Source organism: Bdellovibrio sp. GT3 (genome assembly GCF_037996765.1).
GTDB lineage: Bacteria > Bdellovibrionota > Bdellovibrionia > Bdellovibrionales > Bdellovibrionaceae > Bdellovibrio.
The window spans coordinates 318,707-331,386 of the sequence record NZ_JBBNAD010000006.1; the positions used below are offsets into that span (position 1 = coordinate 318,707).

The 12,680-nt window shown below is 47.7% G+C and carries 11 protein-coding genes; 7 read left to right on the top strand and 4 right to left on the bottom strand.

Annotated features, from left to right (window positions below):
• The first annotated feature begins 31 nt into the window (after window positions 1–31).
• The gene (locus tag AAAA73_RS16855; protein WP_340599664.1) at window positions 32–766 is read left to right on the top strand and encodes a hypothetical protein; all 735 of its coding nucleotides are present in this window, start codon (window positions 32–34) and stop codon (window positions 764–766) included.
• Here the strand turns inward: AAAA73_RS16855 and AAAA73_RS16860 are convergent.
• Window positions 705–2,114, bottom strand: coding sequence for a sensor histidine kinase (locus AAAA73_RS16860; protein WP_340599665.1), 1,410 nt, complete (start codon window positions 2,112–2,114; stop codon window positions 705–707). The genes AAAA73_RS16855 and AAAA73_RS16860 overlap by 62 nt on opposite strands.
• A 64-nt stretch (window positions 2,115–2,178) precedes the next feature.
• The gene (locus AAAA73_RS16865) at window positions 2,179–2,724 is read right to left on the bottom strand and encodes a hypothetical protein (protein ID WP_340599666.1); all 546 of its coding nucleotides are present in this window, start codon (window positions 2,722–2,724) and stop codon (window positions 2,179–2,181) included.
• 87 nt (window positions 2,725–2,811) lie between these two features.
• Between AAAA73_RS16865 and AAAA73_RS16870 the strand changes: the two genes are divergently transcribed.
• Both AAAA73_RS16870 and AAAA73_RS16875 read left to right on the top strand, forming a co-directional pair.
• On the top strand, window positions 2,812–3,258 hold the full coding sequence (locus AAAA73_RS16870; RefSeq protein ID WP_340599667.1) for an OsmC family protein: 447 nt from the start codon (window positions 2,812–2,814) through the stop codon (window positions 3,256–3,258).
• Window positions 3,258–4,073 (top strand): PPK2 family polyphosphate kinase, encoded by an 816-nt coding sequence (locus AAAA73_RS16875; protein WP_340599668.1) that lies wholly within the window; start codon window positions 3,258–3,260, stop codon window positions 4,071–4,073. Before AAAA73_RS16870 ends, AAAA73_RS16875 begins: the two co-directional genes overlap by 1 nt.
• On the opposite strand, the gene AAAA73_RS16880 is transcribed toward AAAA73_RS16875, so the two are convergent.
• Window positions 4,070–5,674 carry an FAD-dependent oxidoreductase gene (locus tag AAAA73_RS16880; protein ID WP_340599669.1) on the bottom strand — a complete coding sequence of 535 codons (1,605 nt, stop codon included), beginning with the start codon at window positions 5,672–5,674 and terminating at the stop codon, window positions 4,070–4,072. The genes AAAA73_RS16875 and AAAA73_RS16880 overlap by 4 nt on opposite strands.
• 200 nt (window positions 5,675–5,874) lie before the next feature.
• On the opposite strand from AAAA73_RS16880, the gene AAAA73_RS16885 reads away from it, so the two are divergent.
• The 4 genes from AAAA73_RS16885 to AAAA73_RS16900 all read left to right on the top strand — a co-directional run bounded on the left by AAAA73_RS16885 (window position 5,875) and on the right by AAAA73_RS16900 (window position 9,249).
• The gene (locus AAAA73_RS16885; RefSeq protein WP_340599670.1) at window positions 5,875–6,990 is read left to right on the top strand and encodes a GGDEF domain-containing protein; all 1,116 of its coding nucleotides are present in this window, start codon (window positions 5,875–5,877) and stop codon (window positions 6,988–6,990) included.
• Between the two features lie 238 nt (window positions 6,991–7,228).
• On the top strand, window positions 7,229–8,164 hold the full coding sequence (locus tag AAAA73_RS16890; protein WP_340599671.1) for a S8 family peptidase: 936 nt from the start codon (window positions 7,229–7,231) through the stop codon (window positions 8,162–8,164).
• Window positions 8,165–8,171: 7 nt separating this feature from the next.
• Entirely contained in the window at window positions 8,172–8,858 is a 687-nt protein-coding gene (locus AAAA73_RS16895) for a class I SAM-dependent methyltransferase (protein WP_340599672.1), read from the top strand.
• A 67-nt stretch (window positions 8,859–8,925) separates the two neighbouring features.
• Window positions 8,926–9,249: a VOC family protein gene (locus AAAA73_RS16900; protein ID WP_340599673.1), complete on the top strand. Its 324-nt coding sequence runs from the start codon at window positions 8,926–8,928 to the stop codon at window positions 9,247–9,249.
• Between the two features lie 2 nt (window positions 9,250–9,251).
• On the opposite strand, the gene AAAA73_RS16905 is transcribed toward AAAA73_RS16900, so the two are convergent.
• Entirely contained in the window at window positions 9,252–12,584 is a 3,333-nt protein-coding gene (locus AAAA73_RS16905) for a Calx-beta domain-containing protein (protein ID WP_340599674.1), read from the bottom strand.
• Window positions 12,585–12,680 lie beyond the last annotated feature (96 nt).

A 12,680-nucleotide genomic window follows, 5' to 3' on the forward strand; every position in this document is an offset into this window, starting at 1 on the left:
GTAAGACATAAACTTTGCAACCGGAGTACAAATGGATTTTAACAAAATGTTATTTGCCGAGAAAAGTAAGTTGAATGAACATGTATTGATACATTGGATCCGCTCTTCGAAAACACCCCTCTCTTTCGCACCAGCCATGAGTTTTTTCGTTCTCGGCTTCAAAGATTTACTTCTGAATTTGGAATATCCCCAGGCAACGACCACTCTCGAGAAAGCTGTCAATCATCACTGCAAAGAAGACCTCGAACACTGGCAACTTTTTTTGGATGATCTTGAAACTATGAACGTGGGGCAAAGCGCCTGGGGCACGAAGACCACCACGGCACTTCGCCAGATTTGGTCCAATGATAACTGGCGTGTTCGCCAGGCCACCTACAAAATGATGTCACTGACATTTCAACAAAACAGTCCGGGAGTTCGTCTGCTGATGATTGAATGCCTGGAGCTGGCTTTTGCCGTGTTTATCGAAGCGGTCCGCGCCTCCGATTCACACTCACCTGAAGCATTAAAATATTTTGGGGATCACCATTTCTTTGAAGAAGCCAGTCACCAACAAGGAAGCTGGATTGACGAAACACATCAGCTGGATCTGAACGAACTGCAACTGACAGATGAGGAATCAAAAATTGCAGCCATGATTCTTTTGGAAGTTTTTGAATGGTTCCACTTGATGTTCACTTCCTGGTACAAACAACGGGCGATCTTTACATCCCCATCTCAGGTGCCTTTGAAAGAATTGGCTGAGTTGTCACCAAAGGCAATTTGACCCGCATACACACCCCGACTTCACGTTCGAAGTCCGGGTCCTTGTATTGCGTTTTGAATTCTATCCGTCCGTGCATCATGTCCACGTAGGCTTTAACAAGGGGCAGACCAAAACCTGTCCCCTTTTCATTATGAAGCCCCTTCCGCGTGGTCACCCCGGTGAATGAAAATAATTTGCCTGCTATATTTTCAGGAATGCCAATTCCAAAGTCGATCACATCAATATTCAGGAAGTGCGCATCCTCGGTCAGCCGAATTACAATTTCCTCCCCGCGCGGTGAAAACTTAATGGCATTACTGATCAGGTTTCCCATGACCTGGGCCTGCAGCAGCTGTGCATCGATCATGACGGCTGCGCCAAAATTCTTACGCCGATCAATAAATTGAACCGTCAGGTTCTGAGCATGCAGCTGTTCCGCGTAATAGGAAACGGCCCCGTGGGCTGCCAAAAGAGGATCGGAAAATTCCATTTCGAGGTTTTTCTTGCCTGTGGATACGGCCTGCAGCTCCCGGACTTTTTCAATAGTGCTCATGATGTGATGCAAAGACCTGCGCAATCGATCCAAGGAAACTGTTTGAGCAACACGCTCCATTTTTGAAATGGACATCATGGCTGTGGTCACCGGCGTCGCCAGATCATGAATCAGAATGGACAGAAGAGCCTTGTTCCGATTATCCAGCGCCACCAGCTCCTTGGTCTGCTTGGTGACCTCATCCTGCAGTTTTCCACTGTATTCGTGGGCCAATTGCCAAAGTAAAAAACTGGGGAAAAAGATGGAAAATGCAAAGGTCAGCAGGAATGCCATCGTATATCCAAAAACTGCACCTGCTTCACTATGGCGTAAAATCGGATAGTCCAGATAATGTATAGCTAACAGGAACAACAGCAGTGCGAGAACGCGAAACCCTTTGGTTTCATCGCGATGATTCTCGTGGCGGAATGAAACCCACGCGGCGGCAAGCAAGGGCAACGCAATGGCAATGGCGCTAAATATCGAGGCCATCTGATAAGAGGATGTCAGTCTTAATACACCCAAGCCCACGACTACCAACACTATGGGAAGTGCGTAAATCCATCTGCTTCGTTCCTCATTCTTCAGCAGTGCCAGGGTGATTTCATAGTAGACCCAGCTGGCCAGCACATAAAAGCTAAAGGCCAGCAGCATTTTATAATCGAACCCGACAAATTGGCTTTGCATGAAGAAATTGATCGCCGTTATAACCCAACTTAAGGTGATATAGCCGAAAATTCGATTCCCGTGAATATACCATAGAGCTGTTGACGTCAGGACGTTGACCAGCATCGTTCCCGAGAATACCAGAACTGTGATGTACAGACTTTCGCTCATGAAACAAGTGTACGCTTCAGAACTATTGTCCCCAACAGAATTTAAGATTTAAAAACAAGACCTGTCAAAGACCATCCTGGGCAACCCCCGAACGAGAAACAGCTTTTAGTTGAGAAAGATTGCGAATCCAGACAACTTTGCTTTTGATATTCTCTCTGTTCAAAATCCGAATAAGCTCCGGGCGCATCAACCGATGAACGGTACCGATAGTTTGAAAAAGTTTTTTCGTCTGCGCCCAGGAGACTTCGCTGCAGCCTTCAGGAAGCTCGCGGCGGGGACTCCAAAGATTTTGTAACTGCCGCTTGCTGGCCCACCAATAATGCCGCCATAACGGCAAATCAATCATCACGATTCGATCCGCCAGCTGAAAGCGCTTTTCCAAAATATCCAAGGGACCATATCCGTCAATAATCCAGGAATTTTGATTCTGCACATCCGAAATGATGCTGATGGATTCCTTATGGGGCCTGATTTTCATACCAGCAAGAAACTGAATGGAATCCACATGTGTCAAAGGAAGGTTGTGGATCTGCGCCAGACGTCGCGACAAGACCGTTTTTCCAGCTCCCGCATTTCCAATCACAGCGATTCTTTTTGGCGTTTCTTTCATATTATGATCTTTAACAAAGACAACATCTCAAGGTCAACGTCAGACCTATTCCCTTTTATCCTTTAGGCTCTTTATTGGAGGTTTAGAATGGAAAGAAAAGCTGAAGTTCTGTGGAGAGGTAATTTACAACAAGGTCAGGGCGAAGTCTCCACTGAAAGTGGGGCCTTAAAAAAGGTGCCTTATTCACTGATGCGTCGATTTGGCAATGAACCCGGAACCAATCCTGAGGAACTTATCGCCGCGGCTCACTCCTCATGTTTCGCAATGGCCCTTGCCGCCGCCTTAACTCAGCAGGGAATAACTCCGGAGTCACTGCAGGTGAATGCCGCCGTCAGCATAGAAAAAAATGGCAACGACTGGGTGATAACCCACTCCAATTTGGTGTTAAGAGCCAAAATTCCCGGAATTGATCAAAACAGATTCAATTCAATCGCCGAAGAGGCCAAAAACAATTGTCCTGTTTCACGATTGCTCGATACAGAAATTTCTTTGGATGCCACTTTGGATGAGGGCGAGCTTCGCGCGCAGCACTGATGATCAAAGTTAAAGAGTTTACTCCGAAATCAAAAAGTCTGGCGAAGGTCGCGACCAATCCTGATACCAGAGGCAAGACCAAAAAGGCCTTGAAGTCGCATTTTGCAGAAGTCGCGGAGGATCTGGGGGATCTTCAGGAGCTTATCTTTGCAGAAAACAAACATAAAGTCCTGATCATTCTGCAGGGGCTCGATACGTCCGGCAAAGACGGTACGGTCGAGCACGTTTTCGCCGCTATGAATCCCCAGGGACTTCGCGTCGTCTCCTTCAAAAGGCCCACGCCCAAAGAATTACGTCATGACTATCTTTGGCGTGTCCATGCCAACACCCCTATCAATGGGGAGATCGTGATTTTCAATCGCAGTCACTACGAAGATGTGATCATGCCTTCAGTTCATAAAACTCTTCCTAAATCGCGGATTGAAAATCGAATCGAAGACATCAATGCTTTTGAAAAGATGCTTACCGATGAGGGCGTGACAATTTTGAAGTTCTTTTTGCATATCAGCCTTAAAGAACAGGCCGAGCGACTGCGCGCACGCATCGACAATCCGGACAAGCATTGGAAATTTGAATTAAGTGATCTGGCCGAGAGAAAACTCTGGCCAAAGTATCAAAAAGCCTACGGAGAGATTATATACAAGACACACCACGAAGACCGACCCTGGTACATCATACCCGCCGACGACAAAGACGTACGCAATTTCGTGGTGTCATTTATTCTGGAACAACGTTTGAAAAAACTAAAACCGGTCTTGCCACGTTTTGACAAGGCCACGTTTGAAAAAATCAAAAAAGAGGTCGCCAAGCTCTAGGGGCTCGGCTCGAAATAATTCGGTGACGGTGGTTGCGGTCGCTTGAACTGACGCTGGTATTCACGGAATATGTCTTCGGCTTTTTGGTAATCAATCCGCTGCAGCGCCTGCTCGACCTTAAGATTTTCAAGATCACGACCGACAGATAGAAACGCAGCAATTCGGTCATCTTCATAGTAGGCCACTGCAAAATCATCTTTGCCGGGATCACCCATCAGATCCATCCGGTCAAAACGATCGGAATAGCCTATATAACAAAGTATTTTATCAAACTGCTGAGTCCAGAAGAAGGGTACGTCCTGATATCTGGTTTTTGCCCCCAATATATTACAGGCAACAACCTGACCTTGGCGTTCAGCCACTTCCCAATGTTCAACACGGATCAATCTCTGACTTCGGGGATCCGGCCACCGCGCAATATCACCAGCGGCAAAAATACCGGGAACACTTGTTTCCAGGTATTCATTCACCACCACACCGTGATCAATTTCGCAGCCCGCCTGCTTTGCCAATTCCACATTGGGTTGAATACCCGCTCCAACCACGACGAAATCACAGTCCACAGTCGTAAGGTCATCCAAAATAACCTTGTCATCCAGTATCTCTTTCACAGAATGCCCTAAATGAAAGTGAATCCCATGGGACTCATGCAAATGCTTGATATAGCTTCCCACATGAATTCCCAGCGTCTTAATCAAAGGCATTTCCTCGGGGGCGATCACATGGACGACAATACCTCTTTGGTTTAAGGACGCCGCAACCTCCAGACCGATAAAGCCCGCTCCAACAACCGCCACAGTCTTAGCCGTTTCGCAGGCACTGATAATGGATCGGCAGTTCTTTAAGGTTCTTAGCATCAGAACTTTTTCGCGGTCGATGCCGGGGATCGGCGGTTTTACAGGTTCACCACCTGTTGCCAGCAGCAGTTTATCGTAAAACAATGTTCTGCCATCTGAAAGTTCCACTGACTTTCTGTCAGGTTCGATACGCTTGACGTCTGTTTTCAGACTGATCTGAATTTTATTCTTTTCAAAAAAAGACTCTTTCAGTATTGGCAACCATTCTTCTGGAGCCGCACCAGACAAGTAGTCCTTCGAAAGATTGGTTCGATCGTAAGGTGTCGAATCATCATGACTGATCATCTGAATGGTTCCGGCAAATCCCTGGCGTCGTAACATCGCCGCACAGGATGTTCCAGCAGCACCGCCGCCGACAATCACCACATGCTGACTTTCAGTGCCACGCAAAACAGGTTGCGGAATTTTCTTTTTCCCACGGACGAAAATTTTCTCATCAACGACTTCGGTCATCCAACAGGCTATCGGCGTCAAGGCCGGGGCTTTTTCTGCTTCGCCGGTTTTTACATTGAAAGTGGAATGGTGCCACGGACAATGAATATGATGTCCCACCAACAGCCCCTGATTTAAAGGCGCGCCATAATGCGAGCAATTGGCACCCACCGCGTAGATTTCGCCCTCCACCTTGGCCAAAATAACCGCTCTGTCCCCCACATGCCCCAGCAGAGTTTCCCCTTCCTGAATCAGGTCGACCGAAACACCTTTGGAAAAATCAGGTCCGGTAAGTTCCGCACTTGTGCCCATAGGGTGACTCCTTTTTCGTCAATTCACGGACATTTTAGTATTCTTGCGATAAGTACTTGAGTAAACCTTCACACAGTTGCGAAAAAGCACCATCAAGTCCTGTATCATTGTGAGATTCCACCGGACTTGCGTCGGGAAGGCATAAACAATCGACTCGCATTTACCGAAAAAGAAATGATGATATTTCCCGGAGGCAGAAGTTGAAACAGTGGATGAAAAAGCTGGTTGATCAGTTGGACATGGACTGGGGATCCGCACCTCATAATAAAGAATCCAAAGGCAAAGACGGCCCGACACTTTCCGAAGATCGCGCCACTTTGTTGTTTATCTTGGATGTTCTTAATAAGAATCTGTTCGAGGTTCACAATCACTCTGTGCGCAAGGTGCGGGCAAAGCTTGATACCGTTGCCAAAGAACTTATGACCATGGAAGGACAGGAACTGGAAGATGCGCTTTTCCGCTTCCGTCAGTTCTTCTCCAGCTACCGCATCGACGAAACGACCTATGTGCAAAACACATTCGATGACTTCAAACGCATCATCTGGGATTTTGCCGACAACCTGGGCGACGAAGTCGCGGCCGAAGCCACTTCTGAAGGTCAGGTTAATGCCAGCCTCGCTCAGCTCCGTGAAGCCGTGGAATCAAACTCCATTGAGGACCTGCGTGCGAAATCCCGGGAGTTCATTGATTTCTATTTGAAGCATCAGACAAGCAATAACGAACGACGTTCGAAAAGAATGGAATCGGTCAAGAAAAGCCTGTCGACAGTTAAGAAGCAACTTATGGAAGCCAATCGCACCATGCGTTCAGATCATTTGACTGGCGCCCATAACCGCAAGAGCTTTGACGAGCAGGTTAAACGCTACATCCAGATCAATCAACTGGATCACGACCCGGTGACGATGCTCCTGTTTGATATCGACTTCTTTAAAAAGATCAATGATGCCTACGGGCATGATATTGGGGACTTCGTATTGCAGCAATGCGTGCGCCTGCTACAGGAAAGCTTCAGCCGCGAAGTCGACTTTGTTGCCCGTCTGGGTGGTGAAGAATTCGCCGTGATTCTGCCAGGCTGTGACACCCAGGCAGCTATTAAAATGGTGGATGAATGCATGGCCAAGATCCGCAAAGAGGTCTTTGTTCATGGCAACCTCGAGATTCGCTTTACAGTCAGTCTGGGCATCGCTCAGCTTGAAGCTGGAGAAACGCCAGACGGCTGGTATAAGCGCGTGGATGAGGCCCTTTACACTTCCAAGCAGACCGGTCGCAACAAACACACAGTTGCCAATCCTCCGGGAATCAAAAGAGTCGCTTAGGCGACTCCCCCCAAAAAAACTACTGTTCCATCATAAGCAACTACAGCAGTCGAATAGGATGAACTTTTCGGCTGCTGTATAAAAGTTGATTATGTATGTCGCCTTTTAGACAGCTGAAGTGCGTTTTACGCTGTTTAAGGATTTATAAACACAAGTGACAAATCTCCGAATGAGACCCCATTAGATTTGCTTATAGCTGGCCCGCCCCGTGCAATACCCCTCAACAACGGGGGCGCACATGAGATCACTGAATCTAATACAAAAAACTTTCTTTGGTATTCTCTCTGCGACTCCGGTTTTTTGGCCGTCAATAGCACAACCACGCACCAACGAGCCTGACCGCGATATCGTCATCGCGATCATCGACACCGGCGTCGACATCAATCACCCTCTTATTAAAGACAATCTTTGGTTGAACCCCAAAGAAAAAATAAATGGACAGGATAACGATGGCAATGGATATGCCGGGGATCTCCATGGATGGAATTTTGTTTCTGAAAACAGCGATCTATCGGACCAGCACGGTCACGGAACCCATATCGCCGGCATCATTCGCCAGCGCACACTTTCGAAGCGCGTGAAATTCATGGTTTTGAAATATTATGATCCAGAACAATCAGGTCGGGTGAATTTGGTCAATACTGTTCGTGCAATACGGTATGCGATCAAAATGAAGGCCGACATTATAAACTATTCTGGCGGTGGCGACACACGCAGTGCTCTGGAAGAGCAGGCAATCCGTGAAGCTCAAGAGAAAGGAATTCTCTTTGTCGCTGCCGCCGGCAATGACGGTCGCAACACCGATAAGATGGGTTACTATCCAGCGGGCTATAATCTTCGCAATATCATTTCAGTCGCGGCCCTGGATACGAATCGTCATCTCATTGACAGCAGTAACTACGGATCTAAAAGTGTGGATATCGCGGCCCCGGGCAAGAACGTATACTCTTCCCTGCCCGGTGGCCAATTTGGTGTCATGACCGGCACTTCCCAGGCCACAGCCTGGGTCACGGGACTGGCAGCAGCCCTGATGTTGCAAAACCCCGAGCTGCGGGATCCTGAATTGATTAAACTGAAATTGGAAACCGAAGGCATCCGTGACCAGTCTCTGGTCGGAAAACTGAAATCCACTGTGCGTATTACCTCTTTACAGAACGATATCTCGAGCTTATAAGAGGTTCTTGAGCGCAATTGAATTCAACCCCCACGGGCCCTTTCCACTGATTAGCGATGACGAGCACACATACCAAGAAGCTCAGGAACATTCCGTCGTCATTGACCAGTGGTTGGGTTTTAAAACTGCAGAAGTTGAACAAGAGCTGCTTAAATCTCAAAGTTATAACGTTCAAGCGGATGCAAACATTCCAGTGAATTTTTGGCGGGGATTACCAGTTCAGGCTTTGCAGACTCCTTACACAGAAATCCGACAAATATTGGAACTTTTGAAACCCGAGGACGGCCAACACATTGTGGATCTTGGATGTGGGTATGGTCGCATGGCGTTTGTGGTGGGCAAACATTATCCCGGCGTGAAATTCACCGGGTACGAACTGGTGGCCGAGCGCGTGAACGAAGGCAATCGAATCTTGAAAAATTTCGATTACCCCCTCACCGCTATTAAGACTCAAGATCTAACAGCACCCCAGTTCGTGCCGGTTGAGGCCGATTACTATTTCATCTTTGATTTTGGCAGTGCACCTGCTGTCGATAAAACTTTAGAGGACTTGAAAAAGATTGCGAAAAACCGCAGCATCCAAGTGGTGGCCCGTGGACGTTATATCCGCCACCGCATTTTTCAATCCCATCCTTGGCTTTCCGAAATAAACGAGCCTCAAGTCTTTGATCATTTCACCATCTTTAAGTCATAGGGTTGCCTTCCGACACGCGACTAAGACTGGTCTTGTTCCTCTGAATTCCTGGGCAGAAAATAAACTCATGGAAAATTTCAATCAAAGATCAGAAAACCTAAATCGCTGGTACGAAGAAAAGCTTCACCTTCACCGGGATCAAAGCGGTGGATTTATGGAAGAGCATTTCCAAGTGAATGAATATCTGCCCGAAACCACCATTTTCCGCATACAGAATCTCGCAACACTGGTCGGCTCCTTGGCCGAATCCGGCGTACGCATCTTAGATTTTGTTGATGAAAATGAGCGCGGAAAATTTGCGTGGATTTGTGATCCCGACGGCCACAAAATCGCCTTATGGCAACCCTGGGATGAATCACAAAGTATTATCAATATTCCTGAGCCGGAATAAAATCAAAGACCGGGAATTGTGCGCGCATAGGCCGAGCGTTCACCCGTGGCAAACAAACCGCCAGAGTCATCTCCCATGCATCTAAGCTCTCCCGAATCCATCATAATAAAACACATGGTGAGGCCACCGCCACCGCTCGATACCGATTTCACTCCAGATGTTAAGACGGTGTAAGGAGCCGACCACAACACATTTCCGATGAGCCCGTTTCCAACCTCACCGCTGCTGTTCTGTCCCCAACACTTTAAGGCCCGATCGTCGCCAACAACAGCACAAAAGCTTCCCTGACCGATCGCAAGATCTTTCACATCAGACATAATCTTTTGTGGAAACGAAGTTGTCCCCCAGACGGAATAGGTTTTACCCCAACAGTACAAATCACTATTCTCTTTAATTGCACAACCGAGGGAACCCGCAGTACCCAGATTCCCAAAGATTTGTTTCACATCAGTCAAAATCGGATCCAGTGGAATTGTCGACTGATTGGTCGTGTTACCGACCCCGAGCTCGCCATTGGTGTTTATTCCCCAGCAGCGAACTTCTCCGTCTGTATTCAGATAACAAATAGAATTATACATCATCGCGACGTCAGCGACCCCGGACGACAAAACTGTATTCGGTGTCATTTGATGTACTACAGTCCCAGGCTTTGTCTGCCCGGTCGAATTATCACCCCAACAAAGTAAAGCACCGCCAGTGGATATCGCACAGCCGCGATCATTGGCAACCCAAACTTTTTGAATGTCTTTATCGACGATAATCTTTGGAACGACAATATTCCCGGCGGTGGCACCGGCCCCTAAACTTCCCTTCGAACTGTGCTTACCCCAACAACGCAATTCTCCATAAGAAGACACCGCACAGGTCGTGGAACTTGTGCTACTGTTCGCCGCCACTTGCGTGACGTTTCTTGAAAAAATCTGCGTCGGCACTTGGCGAGTGTTTGTTGTGCGATCGCCAATTTGACCATTCGCATTGGCACCCCAACAATCGAGCTCCCCTGACGTCATCACCACGCATTGATGCCCCCCTATGCCAATAGCCTTTACCCCAGATGCAATAACTGTCTGGGGAGTGAGCTTGTTCTTCGACGTTGTGCTCACCTGCCAGCAAACCACCGAACCAGTATCAGTCAAAACACAACGTGCCGCTGCTGACGATGCAGATGCAGCCAAAAATCTTACTGCTCCCGAGTCAACCACTTTGCTCGGTGTAGCCCCGGTCGCACCAGGAGTATCTCCCGTATTCCCCCAACACCAAACGCTGCCGTCAGTCTCTTTGATTCCACAAATGGACGTAGCCGCCACCATGTAGTCGCGATAGGTCGCACTCATTTCAAGGGGAGTTGTGGACGAGGATGACGGGGAGCCCACGCCGTAAGTTAGCGACAGTCGGATATTAGTCCCCCAACAGAAATTCTTCACAGTTGCCGGGGAACCGGCCTCTGATTGCACACACATGTTTTCTCGACTGTAGCCAAGACTGATGGACTTCACATTTTCAACCTGAGCCGTTGCTGGTGGCGCGAAAAGATTGCCACCAGTAAAATTGTTGGCATCCAAATATCCCCAACAATATAGATCATTTTGAGCGGGAACACCGCCGTTACTTTTTAAAGCACACATCGTTAGTCCCGCAGCTGCTCTCACCGCCCACGCGTCCTCGACTCCACTCATGACCACAATAGGACTCGCAAAAGGCACGGTCTTTGTTGCCGCAGGAGCTGGATTCCCTAAAGCCTGATTATCCGACCCCCAACATTTAAGATCCTTATTGGTCGCAATATAACAGAACATGTTAGTCCCCAAGACGGGTTTAACTGCTCCACTCGATACCAGCTTCTTAGGAGTCGTGGACATTCCACCGGTAAACGAAGGAATGACACCACCAGGATCCTTACCCCAGCACCACATTTCACCTAATGAATTCACAGCGCAGGTAGTTAAAGCTCCCACTGTATAACTTTGCACATCGGTCATAACAGGCGTCGCAGTAACCACGTCGGAAGGCACCGTCGTCCCATTCCCTAGGTAACCAAAATCGTTTTCCCCCAAACACTTCAATTCGCGGTTGGAATAAAGGGCACAGGCAAATAAAGAGCCCGACTGATAGTCTACCAAGGTCGGAGGCACAGAATCATCGTCGCGAATATTGATTTCTGTCATCGCCAGTACCCCACCGTTACCTAATGAATTTTTAGACAACACCAGGCGCAGACGTTTTTCTGGTTCGGGAATCGAGTCATCCAAAATACGAACGGTGATATATTTAACCGTATCTCCAATTCCAAATTGAATATCCCTTGAGTCCAGCTCAAAGTCGCCGCTAGTCGCATCCCCCAAAGAGGTGATAGAAACTTTAAACGGAATCGGCGCTGCCATACTTAGCACCACCGGGATTTGAATGGATCCCACACTTTCAGAAACGACCTGAGTACTGGTAACAAAAGATGCGGTTAAGGGCGAGGTATAAGTTAGAACCTCTGTAGTATCTTCGCTCGGAAGAGCAATCACCGCCGCTTCATTGGCCGGATTCACAATGCTTCCGCCATTTAAACTAATACTTGCCGGCAGTTCGATACCGTTGGTGTCATTATCACCGATGATGACAACATACCGGAATAGCAATTCACGGTCAGAAATTTGTGAAATGAAATTGGCAATGCGCGTATTGCTGGCAATTTTAATCTCAATCCTCGGAGCACCCGTCACAGCCACCGGCTGATCGTATTTCACCACGACCTCAAGGGCATTTCCATCCAAATAGACATCTGTTTCCGGAGACTTCAACGACTTCACTTCCGGAGTTGTTTTGATCAACATCGGCGTCGTCCCCGCAAGTGAAGACTGATCACCGGGATTTGGAAGTTTTAAAAACTCCGTTAATTCCTCGGGTGCAAATTCACTTGTACCTGCTGCCGGAACAATATCACCGCCATTAAGATCAATAGCTGACGAGTTCGTATAGTCCAATGTGGTTGCCGAATCACCAGCGACCACTGTGTATTCAAAGACCAGTTGATTTGTTCCTGAACCCGAAGCATAAGTCGCTTTTCTATTTACCGATCCTGTCGACAATTCCAATGTGGGGTTGCCCGTCACGACCATTGATTGATTGAATTCGACTGTGATTGGAATAATTTGAGCCGTCGTAAAGCGTGGTAAAGATAAATTTGAAACGGCTGAAATATTAGAAACATCCGCCGAGACTTTATTAATCTTCGGAGCGGACTTAGACGCGAATTCCACAGCGGTGCCGTGAATATCTAACGACAACGTACATCCGGTAAACAACCAGAGACAAATGACCGTGAATGTTAAAGAAACTTTACTCATAAAACGCTCCAAGAACACTAACAACTATTTATCGGAAACACAGGAATATCACTTTAGGGAACTATTGCCTTTGGCCCAAATTGATACGGTAACGTG

Excerpts from the sequence above, each read along its gene's own strand:
- AAAA73_RS16860 (WP_340599665.1), bottom strand. The coding sequence starts at position 2,114 with ATGAGCGAAAGTCTGTACATCACAGTTCTGGTATTCTCGGGAACGATG.
- AAAA73_RS16890 (WP_340599671.1), top strand. The coding sequence starts at position 7,229 with ATGAGATCACTGAATCTAATACAAAAAACTTTCTTTGGTATTCTCTCT.
- AAAA73_RS16870 (WP_340599667.1), top strand. The coding sequence starts at position 2,812 with ATGGAAAGAAAAGCTGAAGTTCTGTGGAGAGGTAATTTACAACAAGGT.
- AAAA73_RS16900 (WP_340599673.1), top strand. The coding sequence starts at position 8,926 with ATGGAAAATTTCAATCAAAGATCAGAAAACCTAAATCGCTGGTACGAA.
- AAAA73_RS16855 (WP_340599664.1), top strand. The coding sequence starts at position 32 with ATGGATTTTAACAAAATGTTATTTGCCGAGAAAAGTAAGTTGAATGAA.
- AAAA73_RS16875 (WP_340599668.1), top strand. The coding sequence starts at position 3,258 with ATGATCAAAGTTAAAGAGTTTACTCCGAAATCAAAAAGTCTGGCGAAG.
- AAAA73_RS16905 (WP_340599674.1), bottom strand. The coding sequence starts at position 12,584 with ATGAGTAAAGTTTCTTTAACATTCACGGTCATTTGTCTCTGGTTGTTT.
- AAAA73_RS16865 (WP_340599666.1), bottom strand. The coding sequence starts at position 2,724 with ATGAAAGAAACGCCAAAAAGAATCGCTGTGATTGGAAATGCGGGAGCT.
- AAAA73_RS16880 (WP_340599669.1), bottom strand. The coding sequence starts at position 5,674 with ATGGGCACAAGTGCGGAACTTACCGGACCTGATTTTTCCAAAGGTGTT.